Source organism: Aeromonas sp. FDAARGOS 1419 (genome assembly GCF_019047045.1).
Lineage (GTDB): Bacteria > Pseudomonadota > Gammaproteobacteria > Enterobacterales > Aeromonadaceae > Aeromonas > Aeromonas veronii.
In genome coordinates this window covers 317,422-344,066 of record NZ_CP077209.1, presented here as the reverse complement: position 1 = coordinate 344,066, position 26,645 = coordinate 317,422, and the positions used below count along the sequence as shown (strand labels likewise).

Genomic DNA, 26,645 nt, shown 5'->3' with positions numbered 1-26,645 from the left:
CCACTTTCTTGCGGCTCGCCACAACATCACAGCAAGGGGCTGAAGAGATAGAAGATGTTCTCCATCGCCTTCTTGTACCAGGGGCGGGCCTGCCATTGGGCCAGGGTCATCGGGGTGGCTTCCGCCATATAGCCCTGTACCAGCCGGGTCATCTGGGCCACGAACGAGGGGTTGTCCACCAGCAGGGTCACCTCGAAGTTGAGCCAGAGGCTGCGCCGATCCAGATTGACCGTCCCCACCAGCGCGAAGTCATCATCCACCAGCACGCTCTTGGTATGGAGCAGACCGGCATCGTAGCGGTAGATCTCCACCCCGGCCGCCAGCAGCTCCTCCATAAAGGCGTTGCAGGCGTAATTGGCCATGATGGAGTCATTGCGTGCCGGCAACACCAGCTGCACCTGCACTCCGCGCGCCGCTGCCGAACTGAGTGCGGCCGCCAGCGGATCGTCGGGCACAAAGTAAGGGGTCGTAAGCACCAGATGGCTGCGCGCCTGATAGATGGCCAGCAGCAGGCTCTGCTGGATGCAGTCGCCGCCGACGAAGGGGCCGGACGGGATCAGCTGGGCGCGGTAGTTGGTCTGGGGCCAGGCTTCCGGCTCATGCTGCAGACTGTCGAGCAGCCGCTCGCCGGTCTCCATCTCCCAGTCCCAGACGAAGATCGACCACATCAGCGGCACCATGGGCCCCTGCACCCGGATCATGATGTCGACCCACTGGCCGACCCCGGCATCCTGTTTGAAGAAACGGGGATCCACCATGTTCATGGAGCCGGTGTAACCCACCCTGTCATCAATCACCACCAGCTTGCGGTGCATCCGCAGATCCTGACGCTGGAACAGAATGCGCCAGGCGCCGACCGGCAGCACCTCCACCAGCTTGACCCCCGCCTTGCGCAGCTTTTTGGGCCAATGGGAGCGGAAGAACTGCTTACTGCCCACCGAATCGAGCAGCAAGCGACAATCCACGCCGCGTTGCGCCACTTCAATCAGCGCCTCGCACACCTCGTCGGCATCGCCGCCCGGATGCCAGATATAGAACTCCAGATAGCAGGAGAGCGTCGAGCGACGGATATCCTGGGCAATCTCGCGCAAGATCCAGTCCGGCTTGTTGAGCAAGGTCATGCGGTTGCCGGAGAGCATCGGCATGGCGAGCCTTCCCTGGATCAGATCGTGCAGCGGCTGTGCCTTGGCGCCCACTTCGCAGCAGTGCTGCGGGAACAGACGGGCCAGTTGCCGGATCCAGATGGCATAAGGGCGATACATGGCCTGGGCGCGCTCGGCACGGCGCCGCCCCAGCTTTATTTCACCAAACAGCACATAGAAGCCCACCCCGGCAAACGGAATGGCATAAATCAGCGCCAGCCAGGCCAGCGACACTCCGATGGGACGGCGTTTCATCACAACCCGAAACGACACACCGGTGACAATCACGGTATGAAAAAGCAGTAGCAGCCAACCCAGAAAACGGGAAAACAGCAGTTGAAGATCGTGTTCCAGACCGTTAAACAACGGGGACTCCTTCTAATCGACAAACAGCGCGGTGGGCAGACCCCAACCGGCCGGGATGGTATGCTGTAAGGCAAATCCATTCTATCAGGTCGCACGCATGATCCTGCAATCTATGCTGCTCAGCCTGGCCATGCTAGGCCAAGGCTCATATGACATCAATGAGCAACAGATAAACCAGTACCTGCAATCTCAGGTGCAAGTCGACAAACAGCTGGAGCTGCCGGGCATCATCAAGGCCCATGTGACGCTTGAGCAGAGCGACGTCCAGATCGGTCGCCAACGCCCCGATACCGCCCGGGTCTATGGCAAGGGCAAGCTCAAAATCGCCCTGCCAGACAATACTGAATATGACGCACGCCTGCAGATGACCTATGAGGCGAGACCCCGCTATGACAAGAGCCAGAGCGCGCTGTTTCTCGATAACATGAAGCTGGTGGAGTACAAGCTGGAGCCGGATGCGGCCGAGAAGAAGTTCGGGCTGATGCTCAACATGCTACTGCAGAGCACGGAGAAGCGGCTCGAGACCAAACCGGTCTACAAACTCAATGACAAGGATCCGGATCAGGCCTGGCTGAAAGAGAATCTGCTGGGGCTGGAGCTGTCACCGGGCAAGATCCACCTGCTGACCAAACCCCGCTAAACCGCTCAATTCAGGAGGGGCTGGGTGGTATCCCGTACCAGCAGCTCCACCTGATAACCCTGCTGCTGCTGCCGCTCGTAGAGGGAGAAAAGCGACCCGCTCAATTGATTGAGGGGCATATCGGCAAACCCGGCTTTGAGATAGAAAGGCTTCTCGAAGGGCAGCGCCTGACAGACCACAGGTTTGTCCAACAGACCGTGACAGGCGTGCTGCAGCAGCCGTGACCCCAATCCCAGCGACTGGTAGTGGGGCAACAGGCGAAAGCCACACAGATGGTAAAACTCCTCCTCGTCCCGCAACCGTACCGCCCCCACCAGCCAGTGAGCATCACGCACGACAAAGATCCGCTCGGCCAGATCCGGCACATAGTGGGAAAACGTCGTCTCGTAATAGTCCCTGATAAGGGAGAGGTCGGCGTCGCAGTACTCTTCGAAAGTGAGTTCCATCGCCAGCTTGCTTGTCACAGACAAATCCTTTGATAATCAGTTATTAGTGCCAGATACGGTGCGCTAATCCGACCACATGACGCCAGCACGATAGCATGCCTTTCGTCAACAAAAAAGCGGACGTCGTGGGCAGCTTGCTTACCCGGTGGAAGAGGCCATGACCCACCGCCCGACTGCCAAAACTGTGCTTTATGATGACAATCCTTTATTGCGGCGGATACTTTGATCCCGGTCACCGAATCGGATCATTTGCCCCCTGTTGGCCGCTTGTTCTGCCCTCGTCATGATGCTTTACTCAACATGGTCATCACAAGAAGGAGTATCAGGGTTGAAAGCATGGATGCTGGCAGGCCATATGTTGTTGATCCCCCTGAGCGGATGGAGTCAGACTCCCCCTCCCGCGGAGGTGATCTTCCTGACCGCAGCTCCCTCCCCCTTGCGTCCGAGCAAAGATGCCACACCAGTCCCACAACCCGACACCGCTCAAACGACAGCAGTCGCCACCAACGGCAAGAAGCAGATCCAGGTCTATAAATCGGTGCAACAGAACGGGGTGGTTCGCTACTCCGACATGGCGCCCGAACAGGGCCATTACGAGCTGCTGCTGTTCAACGACTGCTTCGCCTGCGATCCCAAATCCAGCGTCAACTGGCAAACCACAGGGCTGTTTCTCTATGACTATGCCAGCACCATCAAGGCGGCCGCCAAAACCTATCAAGTTGAGCCGGCGCTGATCCGGGCGCTGATCCATGCGGAATCGGCTTTCAATCCGCTGGCGGTCTCCCGCAAGGGGGCGATGGGGCTGACCCAGCTGATGCCCGCCACGGCGCGGGAGTTGGGGGTCGGCAATGCCTTGCTGGCGGAGCAGAATATCTTCGGCGGGGTGAAATACCTGGCGGGACTGCTCAAGCAGTATGATGGCAACGTGGCGCTGGCGACCGCGGCCTACAACGCCGGCGCGGGCGCCGTACAAAAACATGGCGGCATCCCGCCCTATGCGGAAACCCGTGCCTATGTGGAGCGCGTCCAGCTCCTCCACCTGCGCTACAAAGAGATGCTGCAGGCCAAAGGGCTCTGAGGTTAGCCTCGGTTAATGCTCTTTTCTCGCCCCTCCAGAAACAAAAAACACGCCCGCAGGCGTGTCGATACCACACTTTGTTTCGCAAATGATTACTTCTGCTCAGTCGCCACCAGGCGATAAGCCAGCGCACCCAGAATGGCACCGACAATCGGGGCAACCCAGAACAGCCACAGCTGGCTGATAGCCCAGTCACCGACAAACAGCGCAACACCGGTACTGCGAGCCGGGTTGACCGAGGTATTGGTCACCGGAATGCTGACGAGGTGGATCAGGGTCAGGCACAGACCGATGGCGATCGGCGCGAAACCGACAGGCGCACGGCTATCGGTGGCGCCCATGATGACGAACAGGAAGAAACCGGTCATCACCATTTCGCATACGAGTGCGGCAGTCAGACTGTAACCACCCGGAGAGTGCTCACCGTAGCCGTTGGAAGCAAAACCGGCAGAGAGATCAAACCCGGCCTGACCGCTGGCAATCACGTAAAGCACGGCAGCAGCGGCAATGCCACCCAACACTTGCGCCACGATATAAGGCAGTACACCGGATGCCGGAAAACGACCACCCGCCCACAGACCGACGGTCACGGCCGGATTGAGGTGGCAACCGGAGATATGGCCGATGGCAAACGCCATGGTCAGCACGGTCAGACCGAAAGCCAGCGAGACCCCCAGCAGACCAATCCCGACGTGAGGGAAGGCAGCAGCCAGCACGGCACTGCCGCACCCGCCCAATACCAGCCAGAAAGTGCCCATAAACTCAGCAGCAACAGGTTTCACATTATTTCTCCCATTTGAGATAACACCGAACAAGACCCGAGAAGGGCCCATGCTTGAACAAGCGCAGCATTATGGGAGTGTGAGTCCAGATTGCGAACCCGGCAGGCAGAGCTCACTGAATGTGATGTTCGTCACAATTAGTTGATTAGATAAGGGATTTATCATTAAGACAGCTGGCTGCACATCTCATACCCAAGGGCGTCATGCGACAACTTGTGACACCGTTTAGCTCGAGTGCTCATCCCTTGAACGATATAAACGGAGGCGTGGTCAGTCTCCTGCTGGGGCAAAACGGCTGACAACCTGCCCCTGATGCTCAATCCATTCCATAAACATGGCGACGGGGCGGGCATAGACCTGACCATCCTGCTCGGATTGATAAATGACCAGCTGCTCCTGGGTTTCAGTGTGCAGAGCCAGGGCAAGCACTTGATAGTAACCCCCCTTGAAGTGGCGATAGCGGCCAGGAACGGGTGCTTGCATGGGAAAACCTCGCAGAAGTGAACGCCGATGAGCGAACCACATAAAGATGACACCATGAGTGTCATTCAACTCATCGAAAAGGGGGATGAAGACGATTTTTTGCACAAGCCAATCGTGCCACAGGATCCGGATATTGCAACACAGTCAGGCAGCTTTGTTAATTGGTTCCCCATGTTTCACTAGTTAACCTTGGTTAGCACCAAAGATCGTGCTGAATTTAACGTTCTAGCAACCCTGTTTTAGGGCTAAAAATCAGGGAATTCTTCTAAAAAGAGGATTGTTCTAGCATTCAATTCTGTGAAGAATAGGGGAAAAGAAATTTGATACTAAAAATCGCCTTTTTCGCCAACGCGTCCCTGTGGGGAAGGAATCACACTCACCATGTTCACAATCGACAAGTCGCACAAGCTCGACGATGTCTGCTATGACATCCGCGGCCCGGTGCATAAAGAGGCTCGCCGTCTCGAAGACGAAGGCCACCGCATTCTCAAGCTCAACATCGGCAACCCGGCCCCGTTCGGCTTTGATGCGCCGGAAGAGATCATCAAGGATGTGATCCTCAACATGCCGCTGAGCCAGGGCTACTGCGACTCCAAGGGGCTCTTCTCTGCCCGTAAAGCGGTGATGCAGTACTACCAGCAAAAAGGGATGCGCAAGGTCGATATCGACGACATCTACATTGGCAATGGCGCCAGCGAGCTGATCGTGATGGCGATGCAGGCGCTGCTCAACAATGGCGACGAGATGCTGGTACCCTCCCCCGACTACCCGCTCTGGACCGCCGCCGTCACTCTCTCCGGTGGCCATGCGGTGCACTACCGCTGCGATGAAGGAGCTGACTGGTATCCGGATCTCGACGACATCCGCGCTCGCATCACCCCGCGCACTCGCGGCCTGGTGCTGATCAACCCCAACAATCCGACCGGAGCCGTCTACGGCAGCGAGTTCCTGCTGGAGGTGATCGAGATTGCCCGCCAGCACAACCTCATCATCTTCGCCGACGAGATCTACGACAAGATCCTCTACGACGATATCTCCCACACCAGCGTCTGCACCCTGTGTGACGATGTGATGGTGGTGACCTTCAACGGCCTCTCCAAGGCCTACCGTGCCTGCGGCTTCCGTCAGGGCTGGATGGTCATCACCGGTCCAAAAGGCCGTGCCCGCGGTTACATTGAAGGGCTGGAGATGCTGGCCTCCATGCGACTGTGCGCCAACGTGCCGATGCAGCACGCCATCCAGACTGCGCTTGGCGGCTACCAGAGCATCAACGAGCTGATCCTGCCGGGCGGCCGCCTGCGCAAGCAGCGGGATAAGGCGTGGGAGCTCTTGAACGAGATCCCCGGGGTTTACTGCGTCAAACCCAAGGGAGCGCTCTACATGTTCCCGCGCCTCGACCCCAAGGTGTATGACATCCGCGACGATCAGAAGATGGTGTTCGACCTGCTGCAGCAGGAGAAGCTGCTGCTGGTGCAAGGCACCGGTTTCAACTGGCCGGCGCCGGATCACTTCCGGCTGGTGTTCCTGCCCCGCGAAGAGGAGCTGGAAGATGCCATCGGCCGCCTCGCCCGCTTCCTCAAGGGCTACAAGCAGTAAGCAAAGCTCATGAAAAAGGCTCCCGCGGGAGCCTTTTTGTTATCTGTGGTTTTATCCGTGCCATCAGCCGTGCAGCAGGGCACCGGCTACCAGCACCGCCATGGTGATGAGGGCTACGCCGATGATAAAGGGCAGCACCCAGCGCACGAAGCGATCGTAGGGGATCTTGGCGAGGGCCAGACCTGCCACCAGATGGGCGGCGGTAGGGGCGAACAGGTTGATCCAGCCGGAGGCGGACTGATAGGCGGTGATCACCAGATCCCGGGAGATGCCGGAGAAGTCCGCCAGCGGCCCCATCAGCGGCATGGAGACGGTCGCCAGCCCCGAGGTGGAGGGGATGAAGAAGCTCAGGATGATGTGCACCAGATAGGCCATCAGGATGAAGACCGACGAGGAGAGTCCGCTCACCAGCCCTTCAGCCCAGTGCAAAATGGTGTCGATGATGACGCCCTGCTCCATCACCACATAGATGCCGCGCGCCACCGCCACCACCAGCGCCACCCCGATAAGATCCCGAGCGCCGCTCAGGAAGGTGGCCACATAGTTGGATTCCGGCATCCGGTTGATTAGCGCGATCAGAATGGAGGCGCTGAAGAACAGGGTGGATAGCTCGTCAAACCACCAGCCAAAGGTGGGCAGCACGTTGATCCCCAAATCGGACCAGGGCACCACCGCATAGATCATCAGCAGGAAGGTGCCGAAGAAGACCAGCATGGTGAGCTTCTGCTTGCCGGTGAAGGCGAGGTTGCCGCTCTTCATCTGGGAGAACTCGTCGTCATAGACGATATCGGCCAGCACGGAGCGAGACTTGTCCTGTTGCACCTGCTTGGCGTAGCGCATCACGAACCAGGAGGCAAAGATCACCAGCAGCAGCCACTGGATGACCCTAAGGCCAATCCCCTCACCGATGGGAATGCCGGCAAAACCGGAGGCGATACCGGTAGCAAACGGGTTGACGGTTGAGGCGAGCACCCCGACCCCGGAGCCGAGCAGGATGATCCCCGCCGCCACCATGCGATCGAAGCCGGCCGCCATCATCACCGGCACGATCAGCGCCCAGAAGGCCACCGTCTCCTCCGCCATGCCGAAAGTGGAGCCGCCGAGGGCAAACAGGGCGATCAACACAGGAATTAGCAGCCGCTCACGGCCGGCAAAGCCGCGCACAATGGCCCCCACCCCGGCATCGAGCGCACCGCTTTGCATGGTCACCGCGAGAAAACCACCGATGATGAGCACGAATAGCGCCACGTCGGCCGCCTTGTGAAAGCCCTGAATGGGGGCCTTGAGCACCTCGAATACCCCTTGCGGGTGGGCGGGTAACTCGGTGTAGCTGCCGGGTACAGGCAACAGCCGCTCGTCGCCGCTGTAATCGGCCACGGCCGCTGCCGCAACCGGCTGCTGGGTCTTGGCGGTGACATAGTCATATTTGCCCGCTGGCAGCACCCAGGTCAGGGCGGCCATCAGGGCGATGATAATAAAAAGCAGGGTATAGACAGTGGGAAGTTGGCGCTTCTTGGGCGCCTCGTTTGGAGTGGTCATAGCTTCCGTTCCTCGGCAATGCCGTCTGTGATCCGATCAGCGCAAGACTAGCGGGTTTGATATGGGGAAAAGGTGATCGCTGATAATAAAATTCCGCAAATTAGCGGGATTTTTGCCAAAAAAACAGGGCCCCGCGGGGCCCTGTTTTCACTTGAGTCAGACTCAGAGCTCGACCACGTCGAATTTCACATCCGGATTCACATCCGCATCGTAATCGACCTCGTCCAGACCAAAACCGAACAGGCGCAGGAACTCCTGCTTGTAACCGGTGTAATCAGTCAATTCGGAGAGGTTTTCGCTGGTGATGGATGGCCACAGGTCGCGGCAGGTCTGCTGCACATCTTCACGCAGTTCCCAGTCATCCATGCGGATGCGAGCCTGCTCGTCCAGCGCCATGTCAGACGCGTAGAGACGGGTGCGCATCATGCGATCTACCTGCTCCATGCAGCCCTCGTGAATGCCCTTCTCCTTCATGATCTTGAAAGCCATGGAGATATAGAGCGGCATCACCGGAATGGCGGAAGAGGCCTGGGTCACCACGGATTTGAGCACGGCCACGTGAGCGGTGCCGCCGTTGGCAGCCAGATCGCTACGGATGGCGGCGGCGGCGCGGTCCAGATCTTCCTTGGCGCGGCCCAGAGTGCCATGCCAGTAGATTGGCCAGGTCAGATCGGTACCGATGTAGGAGTAGGCCACGGACTTGGCGCCGTCAGCCAGCACACCGGCATCACGCAGGGCAGCCATCCACAGCTCCCAATCCTGACCGCCCATCACTGTGATGGTGTTCTGGATCTCTTCCTCGTTCGCCGGCTCGACGGTGGCGGTGATGATCTGGTCCTTATTGGTATCGATGGCGGTGGTGGTGTAGACCTCGCCGATCGGTTTGAGGGCAGAGCGCACAACTTCGCCGGTTTCCGGCATCTTGCGCACCGGAGAGGCCAGGGAGTAGACAACCAGATCAATCTGACCCAGATCCTGCTTGATAAGCTCGATCACCTTGGCGCGGCACTCGTTGGAGAAGGCATCGCCGTTGACGCTCTTGGCGTAGAGACCCGCCTCTTTGGCGGCCTTGTCGAAGGCGGCAGAGTTGTACCAGCCAGCGGTACCGGTCTTGGACTCGGTGCCCGCTTTTTCAAAGAAGACGCCGAGGGTGGCGGCGCCGCTACCGAAGGCAGCCGCAATCCGGGAGGCCAGGCCATAACCGGTGGAAGCGCCGATCACCAGCACCTTCTTGGGACCATTCTCGATGGTGCCCTTGGCCTTGGTATAAGCGATCTGGCGACGAACATTGGCTTCACAACCGACCGGATGAGTGGTGGTGCAGATAAAGCCGCGAACCTTGGGTTTGATGATCATATGGGGTCTCGGATCCGTTTAATGGATGAAATCGGGGCATAAGATACCTCATCTTGCCGCGATAAGGTGCTCTGATGTGTTGAACTGCGGCAAAAATGGGCATCCGAAGGTGGCAATCATGGTCCATGCCATGGTGCCACCTCACGGCAATTAGCAGGCAATGCGGGTGATGTGGCCATCCTGCAGCTTATAGAAGGCATCTTGGGGCAACTCCTGTGACCAGGTCGCCTCATAGTCGAGATCGGCATAGACGCCACGCAGCATGGCACCGAGCAGGCCGTGGGAGATAACGATGGCCCGCTCGGCGATGGCTGGATCCTGCAACCACTGGTGTGCCCGGCGCTGAATGCTCTCGAAGCTCTCGGCCCCCGGTGCCTGCAGATACCAGTCCCCTTTGCCGGTATCGAGTTCGGGGTGGGCAAGACGCAGCGCCGGGATCTGGCAGCTCTCCCACTCCCCCATCCCCAGCTCCATTAACCGGTCGTCCCAGACGATGCGCTCTGCCGCCAACCCCAGTTGCTCGCACACCAGCAGTGCAGTCTGACGGGCACGGCCAAGCGGGCTGGCATAGACGATCCAGCGGGCGGGATCCGCCAGTTCGCCAGCAAGCCGCCGCCCCATGGCGATGGCTTGCGCCTCACCCTTGTCGGTCAGCTCGGAGTTGCAACGCCCCTGCAGACGCTGCTCGGCATTGAAGCGGGTCTGGCCGTGGCGCAGCAGATAGATGAGTCGGGACATGGTTTCTCCAGCACGTTCAGAGAGATAGAAAAATGAAGGGGACGATGATAGCAGATGAGCCTGGGGGATGGCCCAAACAGAGAGGCCAAAACGGGCGTAAAAAACGGGTCAGGGCTGACCCGTTTGCTGCCAATTTGGCCAGATTAAACCGGCTCAGCCCTTCTTGATCTCCCGCAGATAGCGGTAGATGGAGTGGACCGAGATGCCGAGCTGGCGCGCGGCGATCTGGGCACTGTCCTTTAACTCGAAGATCCCCATGTCGTGCAGCTGGTTGACGATGACCCGGGTCTTCTGGGACGGGGGCACCGCCTCGTTGCCACGCACCTCGGCACTGACGGTGTCGATGGTGCTGTTGAGCGCTTCGTCGATGTTGCGGGCGAACACCTCCGGGGTGGCATGACTCTCGTGGGGATGCATGCACTCCGGCATCATGGTGCGCAGCACGGATTGCAACGGGGCATCCATGTCGCTGTTGATACAGAGCAACCCGATGGCTCTGTGCTCCCCGTTGCGGATCACGGTAGTGATGGAGCGCAGGGTCTTGCCGGTGGCACACTTGGTCATGTAGGGGCTGGAGATATCCTGCCCGCTCTTGAGCTTCATCATCGCCAGGTTGGTGATGGGGGCGCCGACACTGCGGCCGGTGATATGGCCGTTGGCAATCTTGACGATCGAGGGATTGCGCGCATCCAGACTGTGGAGCAGCACTTCAGTGTGCTGACCATACATGGCGGCGATGCCATCCACTATGTTCTCCATCGACTTGAGGATCTCAAAATCGCTCGGACTCAACTCTTGCAGCTTCACAATGGGACCTTCTTGCAAGGGTTGCTGCCGGACAATGGGCGCCGGGCAGCAACCGACAGGGACATCAGGCGGACATGATATCAATAATGGTGCTGTCTGTGGCAGACATGCCCTCCTTCACCATCTGACCGACGTTGCGGATGGTCTGATCCACGTCGCCGGCGACAATCCCCTGCCCCGACACCGAGTGGCTGTTGAGGGCCATCAGGAAACCGCGCACCGCCGCGCCGGAGGAGGTACTCACCTTCATGGCGCAGGAGGCTTTCGCCCCGTCACACACCATACCGGCACTGTCGCTCAGCACGTTCTGGATGGCGAAGCAGGATTGCTCGAAGCTGCCGCCCGCCAGATAGACCATGGCCATAGAGGCGGCCGCGCTGGTCACGGTATTGCCACAGAAGGCCGACAGCGGCGGATAGTGGGACTTGATATAGATGGCGCCCAGATGGCTCATGATGAGGGCGCGAGCCAGCTGCTCTTCGCTGGCCGCAAAGCGCTCGGCAATCACCATCACCGGAATGGTGGCGGCAATGCCCTGGTTGCCGCTGCCAAAGTTGCTCATGGCTGGCAGGGTCGCGCCCCCCATACGGGCATCGGAGGCAGCCGCCGTCATCATCACGATGCGGTTCATCACATCCTCACCGATGAGACCGGCATTGATGTTCTGCTGCATGGTGCGGCCGATCTCGAGACCGTAGGGGTTGTTCATCCCCTCGGCAGAGAGCTTGCCGTTGAGCTCCGAGGCTTTGAGAATGAACCTGATCTGCTCGAACTCCACCTGGGTGGCGAACTCGTAGATGGCGGCGATGCTGATATCGACGCCGTCGCAGATGGAACCGGTGGCACCGCCCTGGCTCTGATCGGCGGTGAAGGTCACCTCGCCATCGCGGCGCTGCTCGACGATGCGGGTATGACCGCCGCAGAGGGTCACTTCGGCGCTGTGTTCTTCACCCTTGTCATCAGTGCCATAAACGGTCACGCGGCAGAAGATAAACTCGGGGGCGGCGGTGCGGCTCACCTGCACCTTGCCGGCATCGATCAGCTGCTGGGCACGATCCACCTGTGCTGGCTGGATCGCGGCCAGCACCTCCAGCCCGGCATCGGCGTTGCCGCCGATGGCACCGGCCGCGGCCGCAATGGCCAGACCGATCTTGCCGGTGCCCGGCACATAAACACCCATCGAGTTTTTATAGAGGTTGTCCGACACCGCAACCTCGAGGCGACCGGGCTCACAGCCCAGTTGCCGGGTGGCGACAGCCGCGGCATAGGCGGCGGCGATTGGCTCGGTACAACCCAGCGCTGGTTTGACAACCTGTTGAATAATTTGCAGATACTGCTGCCACGCTTGTTTCATCACTTGAACCTTTTTATCAGCATTAACGAGCGATATGGGCGATCGCTTCCACTTCAACCTTGACGCCCATCGGCAGATCCTTCACTGCGAAGCAGCTGCGCGCCGGACAATCTTTCTGGAAATAGGCTTTATAGACCTCGTTGAACGCGGCAAAATCGCTGATCTCGGCGAGGTAGCAGGTGGTTTTGAGCACGGTATCCAGCGAGCCGCCAGCGGCTTCCAGCACGGATTTCAGGTTTTCCAGTGACTGGCGGGTCTGGGCGGCAATGCCCCCTTCCACCACACCACCCTGCTGCTTGCAGACAGGCAACTGACCGGAGGTAAAGATAAGGTCGCCATAGGCAGTGCCATGGCTGTAGGGACCGATAGCGTCAGGTGCCGCTGCTGCCGTGATGATGCGTTTCATATAGCCACTCCTGTTTGTGCAATTTTTTTTGCAATCATGAATCTCATTTCGTTCAACATTATTTGCTTTTTATTTTATCCATTCAACAAAAAGATACAAAAATGGCGTTTAAAGGCACCTTTTGGCCTCAATATAAACCGTGATCACCATCCTGATTTGAACAAAAGTACTCTTATGGGCATTGTTTATGACAGTTTCATTCAACTATATTTGCGCCATTTTCCCACATCCCTACAAAAAAGAAGGTTTTAATGGACGCGCATAGCACTACACTCGCCAGCCCCGTGATGGGCACGCTGGAATGGAAAGAAGCGGTTCGCTTCGACAGCACCGATTGGGGCTGGATCATCATGAGCATCGGCATGGCCATCGGCGCGGGGATCGTCTTCCTGCCGGTACAGGTGGGTCTGATGGGTTTGTGGGTCTTTCTGCTCTCGGCAGTGATCGGCTACCCCGCCATGTACATGTTCCAGCGCCTCTTTATCAACACCCTGGCCACTTCGCCGGAGTGCAAGGATTACCCCAGCGTCATCACCGGCTACCTTGGCAAGAACTGGGGTGTGCTGCTCGGCGCGCTCTACTTCGTGATGCTGGTGATCTGGGTCTTCGTCTACTCCACCGCCATCACCAATGACAGCGCCTCCTTCCTGCAGAGCTTCGGCGTCACCGACGGCCTGCTCTCCGAAAACCCGCTCTACGGTCTGGTGCTGATCTGCGGTCTGGTGGCACTGGCCTCGCGCGGCGAAAACCTGCTGTTCAAGATCTCCACCTTTATGGTGCTGACCAAGATCAGCGTGGTGGCAGTGCTCGGCCTAATGATGGTGGACAAGTGGGATGCGGCCAACATCACCGCCATGCCAGCTGCCGGTGACTGGATGAAGGATGCCATCATCATGCTGCCCTTTACCCTCACCTCCATCCTCTTTATCCAGAGCCTGAGCCCCATGGTGATCTCCTACCGCTCGCGGGAAAAGTCGCTGGAAGTGGCCCGCTTCAAGGCGATGCGCGCCATGAATATCGCCTTCGGCATCCTGTTCGTGGTGGTGTTCTTCTACGCCGTCTCCTTCACTCTTGCCATGGGTCACGATCAGGCGGTCAAAGCCTCCGAGGAGAACATCTCCGCGCTGGCCATGGTAGCCCAGGGGATGCCCGGCCAGACCCTCAAGCTCCTGAGCCTGACCCTCAACATCTTTGCGGTAATGACCGCCTATTTCGGCGTCTATCTGGGCTTTCGTGAAGCCTGTCAGGGTCTGGCGATGAACCTGTTGCGCCGGGTGCTGCCGGAAAACCGCATCAACAAGGGATTGGTGGGTAAGGGCATCATGGTGTTTACCGTCATGCTCTCCTGGGGGGCCATCGTGCTCAACGCACCGGTACTGAGTTTCACCTCCATCTGCAGCCCCATCTTCGGCATGGTGGGTTGCCTCATCCCGGCTTATCTGGTCTATCAGGTACCGGCGCTGCACAAGTACAAGGGCACCTCCCTCTACATCATCATCGTCACTGGCCTGCTGCTCTGTGTCTCGCCCTTCCTGGCGTTCAACTAAGTAGCCAGATAACCAGATAGCCAACAGACGGGTCACCTTCGGGTGGCCCGTTTTCTATTGGTGCGGCTGACGGCGCCCCCGCCCGGAAGTAAAAAGCCAAGGGGATCACAACTTGCAACCGGCCATCACCCAAGGGAGGCCGCTCGGAGTACTATTCAGGCAACACGACTCACGCCCGCACTCAGGTATCGAGGCTTAACATGAAATGGATTTTCAACCCCGCCATCCGGCTGGGCAATCAGCTCTCCTTCAAATACAAATTCCTGCTCTGGTCCTGTCTGATGCTGCTGCCACTGGCCTACAGCATGACCAATCTGCTGGGGCGGCTGCAGGATGACAACGTCCAGGCCAACCGCGAGCTGGCGGGAGTGGTCAATCTCGCCCCCGTGCCCTCTATCGAGCAGGCCCTGCTCACCCATCGCAATCTGGTAACCCGTCACGCCCATGAGGTGGATCCGGTCGGTGATGATCAGGTCAAGGCAGCCGCACAAGCCGTCGATCAGAGCCTGCAAGCCTTTGCCGACACCCGCCAGAACAACCCCTCCTTTGAGGTGATCCAGCAGGGCTGGGCCGCCCTGCAGAGTGAAGCGGGCAAGCTGGAAGTGGAGCAGAGCAACCTGCGCCACGACAAGCTGCTGACCGAGGTGCGCCACCTCTACAAGCACATTACCGCCAGTAGCAGCCTGATCCAGGATCCGGCGCTCGGTACCTACTACATGGTGATCCTCGCCAGCGAGCGGTTGCCGCAGCTGCGCGACCTGCTGGCTCAGGTGCGGGATCGCGCCGCCACCATCGCCGATTTCGGCCTGTTTCAGGCCGAGGGCTACAGCGGCCTCCGTTTTCGTCTCGACCTGATCAACGCCACTCTGCAGGAGCTGGAGGCCGATCTGACCCTGCTCTACCAGATTGAACCGGCCTACCGCGCCGAGCTGGGTCAGCAGACCGATGCTCTGATACAGCTGGTGCGTCAGGGGGTCGAGACCATTGAAAACAAGATGATGAAGGATCAGCTGGTGCAGCTCTCCACCAAGGAGGTGCAAGCACTGGGGGATAAGATGGACGAGGCCATCACCGCACTGGCAGGCCAGGTACGCCAGCGGCTGGAGGCCGACCTGCATCAGCGGCTGACCGCCAACCAACGCCACTTCTGGTGGGTCACAGCGCCGCTGACCGCCAGCTTGCTGCTCTACCTCTACCTGATGATCGGTGCCTATCTCTCCCTGCGCGAAACCGTGGGGCGGGTGCGTGATATTGCCGCCCGGGTCAACGCCCAGGATCTCAGCCAGCATATCGAGATCGTTGGTCAGGACGAGCTGGCCGCCATCAGCCGGGATTACAACGTGACCCTGGAGACCCTGCGCACCCTGATGCTGCGAGTGCGGGAAAATGGCGTCACCGTGGTGGAGAGCGCTACCGAGATCGAAGCGCGCACCTGCCGCTCGCAGGAGGTCATTGCCGATCAGCAAGGGGAGACCCATCAGGTCGCTACCGCCATCAAGGAGCTGGCCGCCACCTCACAAGACATGGCGGGCAACGCCCTGCAAGCCGCCCGCATGACCCAGGAGGCGCAGAATGTAGTCGGTCAGGGCGAGGATGTGGTGGAACGAACCATCAAGGCAATCGACCATATCAACCGCGAGGTGCTGCGTACCGCCGACACCATAGGCCAGCTGGAGCAGCAGTGCAGTCAGATTGGCGGCGTCATCAGCGTGATCCGCGGCATCGCCGAACAGACCAACCTGCTGGCTCTCAACGCTGCCATCGAAGCGGCCCGGGCCGGTGAGCAGGGTCGCGGCTTTGCGGTGGTGGCCGACGAGGTGCGGTCTCTTGCCAACCGCACCCAGGGGGCCACCGTCGAGATCCAGCAGATGATTGAACAGCTGCAATCCGGTGCCCGCGCCTCGGTCACCGCCATGTCGGCGGTCAGCCATGAAGCGCAGGAGGGGGTCGGGCTGGCGCAGGAGGCAAAACAGGCTTTTGGCGCCATCACCGAGAAGGTGGATCGGATGGTCGATACCAACGCCATCATCGCCAGCGCCATCGAGCAGCAGGGCGCCGTGGTCAACGAGATCGAACGCAACGTGGTGCGCATCTCCGATGGCAGCGACGAGGCGTTGCAAGTGGCCAACGCCGCCCGCGATGCCGCCCGCCAGATCCACCAGCTCACCGAACAGCTGCGCGCCATGGTACAGAGCTTCGTGCTGTAACAGAGCGCTGACAAGCCGGGCTCAACGTGAGCCCGGCATTATCCCGGTCTCGCCCCTGCCCACAACATCTCGGTTGCTCGGATCATCCAGAAAATCTCTGCGGCCCACTTGCCGGGCAAACGCCAACAAAGTAGTCTCGAACGAAAACAAAATGCGGCATTCCCGACACGCACGGTCTGCGACGTCGAGGCAAGCAAGCCGCCTGCGAGCCACAGATTAAAACCAGCGTCACGTCATTTATCACCCGCTTCAAGCGAGGATTTACCCATGGCCAGATACCAGTTTTTTACCATTCCGGCGTCCAATCGGCAGCAATACACCTTTATCGACATGGCATCTCCGACTTTTCTGAGTGAAAAGGCGGCACTGCTGACCCAAGGATTCGAGGTGGAGGAGGACTTTATTGACGCAACCAGCCCGCGAGAGGCCGTCGAGAAGTACCAATCCAATTTTCTCTATGTGGCGGATGAGATAGGCAAGTCCGATAGCAGCTACGCCGCGGCCGTCGCCATGCTGGAGATTGGCAAGGGGATATTGGGCAATAAAACCCGCCGAGATTAGGTGCAGCGGTAAAGAGTGGTGGCCATCGTGACAACGCGCCCGATGGCCATATGGCAAGACATCAATTCGGTAAGTCAGAAGCGCCCCAGCTGCTGGAGCATCTCGATCAGCTCCTCTTCGCTGCTCGGCTCATAGGCCAGCTGAAGGCTCGGCGCAGCGCCCCCCATCAGCATGTAGACGTTGGTGCTGCAGTGGTCGTAGTGATACCACTTACCGTTGATACAGACATCGGTATAGCATCTCGGGTCCCTTTTCAGTTCCATATGCACATCCTTTTGTTACATTCCATCAACATCACTCCTGACCGTAAGACAACCCGCTGCGACCTATCTTGATACAGATCAAGATGTGCAACGGCAGTGCTCCTGCGGGCGCAATTCCTGCGGTTTTCCTCCCGGATGGCGTTGTGTAGCGCAAGTCCCCCTTTCTTCTCTTCCCTGACTTGAGCCTGACTACACTTAGCCCTGTCGACCCACACCACCATCTGGAGTCATACCGATAAAACCGAGGCTTTCCACCCCCACGATTTTCTCGCTCTTGCTCTGTGGCGCACTGCTTGTGCAGCCTGCTCTTGTGCAGTCGGCCAAGGCCGCCATCGACCCCAAGCCTGCCAGCGAATTTACCATCAAGGCAAACCAGCAGGTGCTCAATACCCTGCCCTTCAATGACAAGCAGGATTTCGAGGATGCCCAGCGTGGCTTTATCGCCAAACCGGAGACCCTGACCATCAAGGATGACAAGGGCAACGTGGTGTGGGATCTGGAGCAGTACAAGAGCTACATCGGCCTCGACAAGGCCGCGCCGGACAGCGTCAACCCCAGCCTGTGGCGCAATGCCCAGCTCAACATGCAGTACGGCTTGTTCAAGGTCACCGACAAGATTTACCAAATTCGCGGCTTTGATCTCTCCAACATCACCTTTATCGAAGGCAACAAGGGATGGGTGGTGTTCGATCCGCTGATCTCCCCGCAAACCGCCAAGGCGGCGCTGGCCTTCATCAACAAGACCCAAGGGGAGCGCCCGGTCACCGCGGTGGTCTACAGCCACTCCCACGTGGATCACTACGGCGGTGCCGCCGGTCTGTTCAACTCGCTGGACGAAGTGAAAAAGAACGGCGTCGAGATCATCGCGCCGGAAGGATTTACCGAACACGCGGTGTCGGAGAACGTCATCGCTGGCAATGCCATGGCTCGCCGCGCCGTCTACATGTACGGCGCCCTGCTGCCGCGCAACCCGCAGGGGGGCGTCAACGGCGGTCTGGGGCAAACCACCTCCACCGGCGTGCCCTCGCTGCTGCTGCCAACCCGCTTTATCACCAAAACCGGTGAGACGCTGACGGTCGATGGCGTCAAAATGGTCTTCCAGATGACCCCGGGCACCGAAGCCCCGGCCGAGATGAACACCTGGTTCCCGGACAGCAAAGCATTGTGGATGGCCGAAAACACCACCAACACCATGCACAACATCCTCACCCTGCGCGGCGCCCAGGTGCGCGATGCGCTGAAGTGGGCCAGCTTTCTCAACGAGACCATCGAAACTTGGGGTGATCAGGCCGAGGTCAAGTTCCAGAGCCACCACTGGCCACGCTGGGGCAATGCCAATATCGTCGACTACTTCAAAAAGCAGCGGGATCTCTACAAATACATCCACGATCAGTCGGTGCGCCTGATGAACATGGGCTACACCGGCGAGGAGATCTCAGAGCAGATCACCCTCCCCCCCGAGCTCAACGACTTCTGGCCGAACCGCGGTTACTACGGCACCCTGCGCCACAACAGCCGCGCCATCTATCAGCGCTACATGGGCTGGTACTCCGGCAACCCCTCCGATCTCGACAACCTGCCCCCAGAAATGGTCGGCCCCAAATATATCGAGTTCATGGGGGGCGAGCAGGAGGTATTGAAAAAGGCCAAGGCCTCGTTAGACAAGGGGGAGTATCGCTGGGTAGCAGAAGTGCTCAAGCATCTGGTGTTTGCCAACCCGAACAACACAGAGGGCAAGCTGCTGCTGGCAGATGCACTGGAGCAGCTGGGCTATCAGGCTGAATCCGGCCCGTGGCGCTCCGTCTATCTGCAAGGCGCCTATGAGCTGCGCAATGGCGTTCCTAATGTTGGCGGAACAGTCACCGCCTCACCGGATACCATCCGGGCCATGAGCCCCAGCATGCTGTTTGACTATCTCTCGGTGCGCATTAATCCCGAGAAAGCGGCGGGCAAGAAGATGGTCATCAACATGGCGTTCACCGACATAGAGGAGAAACATACCCTGAGTCTGGAGAACTCGGTGCTCAACCACACAACCCGCTATGCCGCCAAGCCTGATGTGACCATTACCCTGAGCAAGAAGACGCTGGATGATATCCAGCTCGGTCAGGGCACCATGGAGCAGAAGATCGCCAACGGCGAGATCAAGATCGAGGGTGATCATCAGACGTTCAGCGACTTCGTCACGCTGCTCGACAAGTTCAACTTCTGGTTCAACATAGTGACGCCATGATACAACGCACCTTGCGCGCATGCATGGTCCTGCTCTGCCTCATCCCCGGGATGGGGCAGAGCTGTGGTTATGATGCCCTTTATCCCAATCCGTTCGAACAGAGCTGGCCGGGGACGGTCAATATTGCCATGGCGACGGCGACTGCGGTGAGCCGTGAGCAGTTACCCCCCTTGGCAGCCCTGACAGGCGAAGCCGGCTTCTCCCGTAGCCAGGCATGGCTCCAAACCCTCAAAAGTCGACTCCAGCAGGCAGGGGTAGGCGGCGGGATCTCCATCCTGCTTATCGACTCAGGACTCTGGTCCAGAGTACGAGGCAAGGAGTCCCTACTGCTCCAGCTGCACACCAACGGCCCAAACCCAAAAGACCGGGTGATGGTGCTGAGTGAAGCCGCCATCAACGCCATGTTGAATGGGTCGCTCACCATCGAGCAGGGACTGCAATTGGGTATTGTGGAGCTGCAAAGAGACGACAATCTGCAGCTGCAGCGGGATCTGCACAAGGCGCTGAGCTCGCAGACCTGACCACCACAGGAGAAACAGATAGGACAAAGGGAGGCAAATGCCTCCCTTTTTTATGCCTTCACGGCGAACGTCAAGCGCGGGCGCTTATTCGTCTTCCAGATAGGCGTAGCCTTGCAGGCCCAGCTCCAGCTCGTCGAGCAGGGCTTTGCGAGTGGCATCGTCCAGCGCCGGGTGGGCAGCGATCCGCTGGTAGTTCTCGCGGATCACGGACGGGTCGATGTTGACGTAACGCAGCAGCTGGTCGACGGTGTCGCCACGCACCACGTTGCGAATGTCCATCTTGCCCTCTTCGTCCAACCACACTTCCGCGCAGTGGGTGTCACCGAACAGGTTGTGCAGGTCGCCGAGGATCTCCTGATAGGCACCGACCAGGAAGAAGCCGACGTGGCACTCTTCGTTCTCGCCGTAGACCGGCATTGGCAGGGTGCTCTCGACCCCCAGACCGTCGACATAGTGCTCGACCTGACCGTCGGAGTCACAGGTGATATCCATCAGGATACCGCGACGGCTAAGCGGACGATCGAGACCAGCCAGCGGCATCACCGGGAATACCTGACCGATACCCCAGGCATCCGGCAGGGACTGGAACAGGGAGAAGTTGGCAAAGCACTTGTCCGCCAGCTTTTCACTCAGTTCGTCAGCCAGCGCACGGTGGTTGCGATTGACCGGGTTGAGCATCTCTTTGAGCGCCAGACAGGTGTTCTGGTGCAGCATCTCGGCCCAGGCTCGCTGTTCAAGGTTCAAGAGGCCCATGGTGTACTGGGTATTCACGTCACCCAGATCGGCCACCGAGTCATGGAAGATCTCCAGCAGGGAGGGATCTTCGCTGCGCAGATCCAGCCAGCCTTTCCACATGTTCTGCAGAATGGTCGGTGCATCTTCGTCCGGCGCGCTGATGTCGTTCATCTCCACCCCTTCGGCACCAATGATATTGGTGACCAGCACGGCGTGGTGGGCGGTCAGGGCACGGCCAGACTCGCTGATGATGGTCGGGTGCGGCAGATCGAACTCGCGGCAGACATCGCCGATGCCCCATACCACGTTATTGGCGTACTCGGAGAGGCTGTAGTTGGCGGAGCAGTGGCTCTGGGAACGGGTTCCCTCGTAGTCCACGCCCAGGCCACCACCGACGTCCACGACTTCGATGTTGGCACCGAGGCGACGCAGTTCAGCGTAGAAACGGCCGCACTCGCGGATGCCGCCCTGAATGTCGCGGATATTGGCGATCTGGGAGCCCAGATGGAAGTGCAGCAACTGCAGGCAATCCAGCTTGCCCAGCCCGCGCAGACGTTCGATCAGCGCCAGGATCTGGGAGGCGGAGAGACCAAATTTGGACATGGAGCCGCCACTCGATTCCCACATGCCGGAGCCGGTGGAAGCGAGCTTGGCACGCACCCCGATGTTGGGCTTGATGTTGAGACGAGCTGACTCGTCCAGCACCATTTCCAGTTCGGAGGGCTTCTCCACCACGATGTAGACCTTGTGGCCCATCAGGTTGCCCAAGAGGGCGTGGCGGATATATTCGCGGTCTTTGTAACCGTTGCAGACGATCACCGAGCCTTGCTCATGGTGATGGGACAGCACGGCCAGCAGTTCCGGTTTGGAACCAGCTTCCAGGCCAAGCCGGGGCTTGTCGCTGTAGGACTGGCTGATGGTCTCGATGACACGACGCTGCTGGTTTACCTTGATCGGGTAAACGCAGAGGTAGTCCCCTTCATAGCCTGACTTCTCGATGGCCTGACCAAAGGCGTTGAACAGCGCATCGACCCGACTCTTGAGAATGTCGGGGAAGCGCAGCAACACGGGGGTGGTCAGCCCGGACTGACGCAACTGTTCGATGGCGTCAGAGAGCACGATATGCGCGTCAGGGCGTGATTTGTCGGGGGCGACGGTCACATGACCGGCGTCATTGATATTGAAAAAACCCGCCCCCCAGTAGGGAACGTTGTAGACCTTCAAGGAGTCCTTGCTGGACCAGTTAGTCATGGGCTATGCCTCGCAAATGAGCGACCCAAAGTCGCCTTCGTTACCCTCAATCACATCCAGACCATCTAGTGCAGAGTACGGCGAGCGCTGCCATCACGAGACGCAGCCACCCAAACCAATGCTTTGCACATCGCGGCAAGCCAGAGGCTGCCTGGTGGATCTTGGGGAAGTAACGAGTCTTGATGTGGGGCTGGTGGCTTTACATCAAGCTCAACGGTATGCGGTGCCACTATGCCGTAGCGCCGCGGTACTTTGATGACAGACGACATCAGCCACGCCGTCAGTTCATCATTCGGCAGCGATCCCGACAGAAGGAGAGGGTTCCAAGGAAGAGAAGCGAAGGCGCCAGCACGCATGCGTGTTGATAGACGACAACAACCACAGCCCACCTCACCGTCAGTGACCGCCCATGACAAGGGAAGATGATGAGCCGGTGGCCCACTCGGTCAAATGAAGGATGAGAGTCTGTTGTTCTCCCTGATACCGGAGCCTAACCGGTATTAAAGAAACCATTCCCCAGCAGTGTCTGTCGTTTCTGCGTGCCTCGCCCTATAGGCGTATGATCGGTCGGGTTTCTGGCGGCTCTGCCTGCTTCAGGGTTACCCTTGGATCGGCGCGGAGTGTACACACTTACCGCGGGCAGTGACAATAAAAAATAGTGTTCAAAATCCCCTTTTAATAAGTCGATCAAATCTTGCTGGCGGGCAGGCGGGCTCTGGGATGGCGCAGGTTATGCGACAGCCCGGTTTCCCCTTGAAAAGTGTGTGAAAACGCCATGATTGGGCTGACGCCTTGCTGTGCGGTCGCTGAAGGGAATTTGGCCGCCACCGCCAGCGCCTAAATATCGCAATAAATGCCACATTTATGCGATCTCCCTCCCGGACGTTGCCCCGCGCGCCGCACATTCGCCACTCTTCCCTTGCGTCAAAAAATGGGAAAAACCTGCGCTGACGCAATGAGTGCCCCGCACGGATTGGCCACAATGACCGCTCACAATCGGTTAGAGGCTGACTAATGGATACCCTGCTTGAGCGTTTTCTGCGTTACGTAACTTTTCATACCCGCTCCGATGAGACCAATCCAGCCTGCCCCAGCAGCGAAGGCCAGCTGATCTTTGCCCGTGCCCTGCAAGAAGAGATGAAGGCGCTGGGGCTAACCCGGGTCACCCTGGATGAACACGGCTACCTCACCGGCTGCCTGCCGGGCAACCAGCCGGACGCCCCCGCCATCGGCCTGATTGCCCACATGGACACCGCCGACTACGAGGCGGAGCACGTAGTACCGCAAATCATCGAAAACTATCAGGGCGGCGACATCTGCCTTGGCAAGGGTGACGAGGTGCTCGCCATTCGTGACTACCGCTTCCTGAAAAACTACCTGGGTCAGGATCTCATCACCACCGACGGCACTACCTTGCTTGGTGCCGACGACAAGGCGGGCATCGCCGAGATCCTCACCACCATCGACCACCTGCAGGCCCACCCCGAGATCCCCCGCGGCGATATTTGGGTCGGCTTTACTCCGGATGAAGAGATTGGCCGCGGCGCCAACCTGTTCCCGCTGGAGAGATTCCCGGCCAAGTGGGCCTATACCGTGGATGGCGGCGAACTGGGCGATCTGGAGTATGAAAATTTCAACGCCGCCAGCGCCACGGTGCGTTTTATCGGCAATAACGTCCACCCCGGCACCGCCAAGGGGAGCATGATCAACAGCCAAACCCTGGCCGCCCGCTTCCACGCCGCCATGCCTGCCGAGCAGACCCCGGAGTGCACCGACGGGTATGAGGGCTTCTTCCATCTGGCCCAGATGAGCGGCACCGTGGAGGAGAGCACCCTGCACTACATCATCCGTGACTTCGACGACGAGCACTTTGCCGCACGCAAAGCCGAGATGCAGAACCGGGTGGCCGCCCTGCAGGCCGAGTATCCCAAGGCCCGCATCGAGCTGACCCTGACCGACAGCTATCGCAACATGCGCAGCCAGATTGAGCCGCACATGCATATCGTCGAGCTGGCCAAGGCCGCCATGGAGGCCGCCGACGTGGTGCCGAAAATCAAGCCCATTCGCGGCGGTACCGATGGCGCCCGCCTCTCCTTTATGGGTCTGCCCTGCCCCAACCTCTTCACCGGTGGCCACAACTTCCACGGCAAGCACGAGTTCATCCCGCTGCAATCCATGGAGAAATCGGTCGCCACCCTGGTGGAGCTGGTGCGCCTCACCGCAGCCTGGCGCGGTTAATCGGGTCGCTATCATTACCAGGGCAAAAGGGGGGAGCCGGTCAACCGCCCCCCCCTTGCTATCTGGCCATCCCCATCAGGAAAGGGAAACAGGGAGAGTCGCCTCAGGAGCAACTGGCTGCCGCTGCCATCAAACTGTCATCCCGCTGACATGTCGCGGGAACAGTGTCACATCATGCTGGGAGCAACGGATCGCCGGAGCCCTCCAGATGTTCACTATCGATTCCCTGCTGACCCAGCACTTCCCCCGCCTACTTGGCTACCCCCTGCTCACCCCGCTGTTAAAGCGGCTGCTGGGCTGGCTGCTCAACGAACAGGCCTTTGCCGACTTTGCCGCCCGCTACCCGCACCTGCGCGGCCTCGACTTTGTCGAGCAGGCGCTGACCCAGCTCGATTTCGACTATCGGGTCAGCGAGGCGCAGCTGGAGCATATTCCCGCCAGCGGCCGGGTCATTCTTGTCGCCAACCATCCCATCGGCTCGCTGGACGGACTGGCGCTGCTGCAACTGCTAGGTCGCATCCGCCCCGATGTGAAGATCGTCGCCAACCAGCTGCTGGCCCAGCTCGCGCCGCTGCGCCCTCTGCTATTGCCGGTAGACAATATGGAGGGCAAGACCGATCGACAGGCCATCCTCGCTATGAATGAACACCTCGCCCATGAAGGTGCGCTGGTGATCTTCCCCGCAGGCGAAGTCTCGCGGCTTGGCCTCAAGGGGGTGAAAGATGGCCCCTGGCAGGCAGGCTTTATCAAGCTGGCCCAGCGCACCCGCACCCCGCTGGTGCCCATCCATCTGGGAGGGCGCAACAGCCTCTGGTTCTATCTCGCCTCCTGGCTCAACAAGCCCGCCTCCGCCCTGTTGCTGGTACGCCAGCTGTTTCGCCAGCAGGGGCAGACCCTGCCGGTGACCATAGGAGCGCGCATTCCGCTCGACAGTTTTCAGGAGCTGCCCGCCAAGACGGCGGCGCGGCTGGTGCGCAACCACCTCTACCGGATTGGCCGGGGCAAGGCAGGGCGCCTGCAGACCGAGGCCCCCATCGCCCTGCCGGAGGATCGCCGCCAGCTCAAACAGGCCATCGAAAGCTGCGAACAGCTCGGCACCACCCCGGATGGTCAGGGGATCTACCTCTACCGCCGCCATGAACTGAGTCACTCGGTGATCCTGCGCGAGCTGGGGCGACTGCGGGAGATCGCCTTTCGTGCTGTGGGGGAAGGATCCGGCAAGCGGCGGGATCTCGATGGCTTTGACAACGACTATCACCACCTGATCCTCTGGGATCCGGCCCGACTCGACATTATCGGCGCCTACCGCTTTGCCCCGGTGGCCGAGCTGCTGGCCAGCAAGGGGAAGGATGGTCTCTACAGCCATACCCTGTTCGGCTTTGAGGATAAGCTGCTGCCCCGACTGGAGCAGGCCATCGAGCTTGGCCGCAGCTTTATCCAGCCCGCCTACTGGGGCAAGCGGGGGCTCGATTATCTCTGGTTCGGCATCGGTGCCTATCTGGCCCGCTATCCCCGCTACCGCTACCTGTTTGGCCCGGTGTCGCTCTCCGGCAGCCTGCCGCCGGCGGCCAAGGATCTGCTGGTGAGCTTCTACCGCCAGCACTTTGCCCCCGAGCTGGCGCTGGCCCCCTCCCGCCGTCCCTACCCCGAGACGCAACCTCTGTTCGAGGGGTTGGATTACGGTGCCGATCTCAAAGCACTCAAGGCCCGCCTCGACAATTTAGGCTGCGCCATCCCTACCCTCTACAAGCAGTATTCCGAGCTGTGCGAGCCGGGCGGCGTCCAGTTTATGGATTTTGGCATCGACCCCGACTTCAACCACTGCATCGACGGGCTGGTGTGGGTCGATGTGAGCCGCATCAAGTCCCACAAGCGGGCCCGCTATATCGGCAGTCATCTGGCAGAGCCGCGCTCATAACCCTGCTGAAGCCAGGCAAACAGCCAAATGCAAAAAAAGAGAGAGAGGCCATCGCCTCCCTCTCCTTTCGCTCTCATGCTCAGCACCTTTTCGAGGCGCTCGGCCCATCTGGCGTTACTCGGCCGCCTTGCGATCCGAGTGGCCGAGATCCCGCTCAGGGGCGATGACGTCACGCACCCGCTGCTTGATCTCCTTGGCCTCGGGGAAGCCGTCATCCACCACCCGATCCCACACCTGCACCCCGTTCACCAGAATGCGGAACTCCCCCTTGCTGGCCGGCACCAGCGCCACCTCCCCCAGATCGCTGTCGAAGGTGGATAGCAGCTCCTGCGCCAGCCAGGCGGCGCGCAGCATCCAGCGACAGAGGGTGCAGTAGCGGATTTCGATGCGGGGTTTGCTGATCAGGGTTTCAGACTCGGTCATGAGTGACTCCATAAA

The 26,645-nt window shown here is 59.5% G+C and carries 23 protein-coding genes; 10 read left to right on the top strand and 13 right to left on the bottom strand.

Annotated elements, in window-relative coordinates:
* Positions 1–26: 26 nt before the first annotated feature.
* Positions 27–1,508, bottom strand: a complete 1,482-nt coding sequence (gene cls, locus I6L49_RS01530) for a cardiolipin synthase (RefSeq protein WP_005361740.1) — start codon at positions 1,506–1,508, stop codon at positions 27–29.
* 97 nt (positions 1,509–1,605) lie between these two features.
* Between cls and I6L49_RS01525 the strand changes: the two genes are divergently transcribed.
* Positions 1,606–2,148, top strand: coding sequence for a DUF1439 domain-containing protein (locus I6L49_RS01525; protein ID WP_216950443.1), 543 nt, complete (start codon positions 1,606–1,608; stop codon positions 2,146–2,148).
* A 5-nt stretch (positions 2,149–2,153) separates the two neighbouring features.
* Here I6L49_RS01525 and I6L49_RS01520 read toward each other — a convergent pair whose 3' ends face one another.
* Positions 2,154–2,594 carry a GNAT family N-acetyltransferase gene (locus tag I6L49_RS01520; RefSeq protein WP_041980377.1) on the bottom strand — a complete coding sequence of 147 codons (441 nt, stop codon included), beginning with the start codon at positions 2,592–2,594 and terminating at the stop codon, positions 2,154–2,156.
* A 340-nt stretch (positions 2,595–2,934) separates the two neighbouring features.
* Here I6L49_RS01520 and I6L49_RS01515 point away from each other — a divergent pair, with 340 nt between their 5' ends.
* The gene (locus tag I6L49_RS01515) at positions 2,935–3,672 is read left to right on the top strand and encodes a lytic transglycosylase domain-containing protein (protein ID WP_184233402.1); all 738 of its coding nucleotides are present in this window, start codon (positions 2,935–2,937) and stop codon (positions 3,670–3,672) included.
* A 92-nt stretch (positions 3,673–3,764) separates the two neighbouring features.
* Here the strand turns inward: I6L49_RS01515 and aqpZ are convergent, their stop codons facing one another.
* Together aqpZ and I6L49_RS01505 are read right to left on the bottom strand one after the other, a co-directional pair.
* The gene (gene aqpZ, locus I6L49_RS01510) at positions 3,765–4,454 is read right to left on the bottom strand and encodes an aquaporin Z (RefSeq protein WP_216950442.1); all 690 of its coding nucleotides are present in this window, start codon (positions 4,452–4,454) and stop codon (positions 3,765–3,767) included.
* 270 nt (positions 4,455–4,724) lie between these two features.
* Positions 4,725–4,937 (bottom strand): DUF1653 domain-containing protein, encoded by a 213-nt coding sequence (locus tag I6L49_RS01505; protein WP_005334366.1) that lies wholly within the window; start codon positions 4,935–4,937, stop codon positions 4,725–4,727.
* A 381-nt stretch (positions 4,938–5,318) separates the two neighbouring features.
* Between I6L49_RS01505 and I6L49_RS01500 the strand changes: the two genes are divergently transcribed.
* Positions 5,319–6,533: a pyridoxal phosphate-dependent aminotransferase gene (locus tag I6L49_RS01500; RefSeq protein WP_216950441.1), complete on the top strand. Its 1,215-nt coding sequence runs from the start codon at positions 5,319–5,321 to the stop codon at positions 6,531–6,533.
* 63 nt (positions 6,534–6,596) lie between these two features.
* Here I6L49_RS01500 and I6L49_RS01495 read toward each other — a convergent pair whose 3' ends face one another.
* From I6L49_RS01495 to I6L49_RS01470, 6 genes are all read right to left on the bottom strand, one after another.
* Positions 6,597–8,072 carry a YfcC family protein gene (locus tag I6L49_RS01495; protein WP_216950440.1) on the bottom strand — a complete coding sequence of 492 codons (1,476 nt, stop codon included), beginning with the start codon at positions 8,070–8,072 and terminating at the stop codon, positions 6,597–6,599.
* 162 nt (positions 8,073–8,234) lie between these two features.
* Positions 8,235–9,428 (bottom strand): enoyl-ACP reductase FabV, encoded by a 1,194-nt coding sequence (gene fabV / locus I6L49_RS01490; protein WP_216950439.1) that lies wholly within the window; start codon positions 9,426–9,428, stop codon positions 8,235–8,237.
* 150 nt (positions 9,429–9,578) lie between these two features.
* Positions 9,579–10,166: a histidine phosphatase family protein gene (locus I6L49_RS01485; RefSeq protein WP_216950438.1), complete on the bottom strand. Its 588-nt coding sequence runs from the start codon at positions 10,164–10,166 to the stop codon at positions 9,579–9,581.
* Between the two features lie 153 nt (positions 10,167–10,319).
* Positions 10,320–10,973, bottom strand: a complete 654-nt coding sequence (locus I6L49_RS01480; protein WP_005334376.1) for a transcriptional regulator — start codon at positions 10,971–10,973, stop codon at positions 10,320–10,322.
* 64 nt (positions 10,974–11,037) lie between these two features.
* Positions 11,038–12,327 carry a serine dehydratase subunit alpha family protein gene (locus I6L49_RS01475; RefSeq protein WP_216950437.1) on the bottom strand — a complete coding sequence of 430 codons (1,290 nt, stop codon included), beginning with the start codon at positions 12,325–12,327 and terminating at the stop codon, positions 11,038–11,040.
* 22 nt (positions 12,328–12,349) lie between these two features.
* Positions 12,350–12,733 (bottom strand): Rid family detoxifying hydrolase, encoded by a 384-nt coding sequence (locus I6L49_RS01470; RefSeq protein WP_005344164.1) that lies wholly within the window; start codon positions 12,731–12,733, stop codon positions 12,350–12,352.
* Positions 12,734–12,984: 251 nt separating this feature from the next.
* On the opposite strand from I6L49_RS01470, the gene I6L49_RS01465 reads away from it, so the two are divergent.
* The 3 genes from I6L49_RS01465 (at position 12,985) to I6L49_RS01455 (ending at position 17,048) form a co-directional block, all read left to right on the top strand.
* The gene (locus I6L49_RS01465; protein ID WP_021229327.1) at positions 12,985–14,280 is read left to right on the top strand and encodes an amino acid permease; all 1,296 of its coding nucleotides are present in this window, start codon (positions 12,985–12,987) and stop codon (positions 14,278–14,280) included.
* 200 nt (positions 14,281–14,480) lie between these two features.
* Positions 14,481–16,487 (top strand): methyl-accepting chemotaxis protein, encoded by a 2,007-nt coding sequence (locus tag I6L49_RS01460; protein WP_216950436.1) that lies wholly within the window; start codon positions 14,481–14,483, stop codon positions 16,485–16,487.
* A gap of 267 nt (positions 16,488–16,754) precedes the next feature.
* Positions 16,755–17,048, top strand: coding sequence for a hypothetical protein (locus tag I6L49_RS01455; RefSeq protein ID WP_216950435.1), 294 nt, complete (start codon positions 16,755–16,757; stop codon positions 17,046–17,048).
* A 74-nt stretch (positions 17,049–17,122) separates the two neighbouring features.
* On the opposite strand, the gene I6L49_RS01450 is transcribed toward I6L49_RS01455, so the two are convergent.
* Entirely contained in the window at positions 17,123–17,311 is a 189-nt protein-coding gene (locus I6L49_RS01450; RefSeq protein WP_216950434.1) for a hypothetical protein, read from the bottom strand.
* Positions 17,312–17,546: 235 nt separating this feature from the next.
* Between I6L49_RS01450 and I6L49_RS01445 the strand changes: the two genes are divergently transcribed.
* Positions 17,547–19,544, top strand: coding sequence for an alkyl/aryl-sulfatase (locus I6L49_RS01445; RefSeq protein ID WP_216951564.1), 1,998 nt, complete (start codon positions 17,547–17,549; stop codon positions 19,542–19,544).
* Entirely contained in the window at positions 19,541–20,065 is a 525-nt protein-coding gene (locus I6L49_RS01440) for a hypothetical protein (protein ID WP_216950433.1), read from the top strand. Before I6L49_RS01445 ends, I6L49_RS01440 begins: the two co-directional genes overlap by 4 nt.
* 84 nt (positions 20,066–20,149) lie before the next feature.
* Here the strand turns inward: I6L49_RS01440 and speA are convergent, their stop codons facing one another.
* Positions 20,150–22,051 (bottom strand): biosynthetic arginine decarboxylase, encoded by a 1,902-nt coding sequence (gene speA, locus I6L49_RS01435; protein ID WP_005344160.1) that lies wholly within the window; start codon positions 22,049–22,051, stop codon positions 20,150–20,152.
* Positions 22,052–23,065: 1,014 nt separating this feature from the next.
* Between speA and pepT the strand changes: the two genes are divergently transcribed.
* Positions 23,066–24,289: a peptidase T gene (gene pepT, locus I6L49_RS01430; protein ID WP_216950432.1), complete on the top strand. Its 1,224-nt coding sequence runs from the start codon at positions 23,066–23,068 to the stop codon at positions 24,287–24,289.
* 208 nt (positions 24,290–24,497) lie between these two features.
* Positions 24,498–26,207, top strand: coding sequence for a lysophospholipid acyltransferase family protein (locus tag I6L49_RS01425; protein ID WP_216950431.1), 1,710 nt, complete (start codon positions 24,498–24,500; stop codon positions 26,205–26,207).
* A gap of 114 nt (positions 26,208–26,321) precedes the next feature.
* Here the strand turns inward: I6L49_RS01425 and I6L49_RS01420 are convergent, their stop codons facing one another.
* Positions 26,322–26,630 (bottom strand): SelT/SelW/SelH family protein, encoded by a 309-nt coding sequence (locus tag I6L49_RS01420; RefSeq protein WP_005344153.1) that lies wholly within the window; start codon positions 26,628–26,630, stop codon positions 26,322–26,324.
* Between the last annotated feature and the right edge of the window lie 15 nt (positions 26,631–26,645).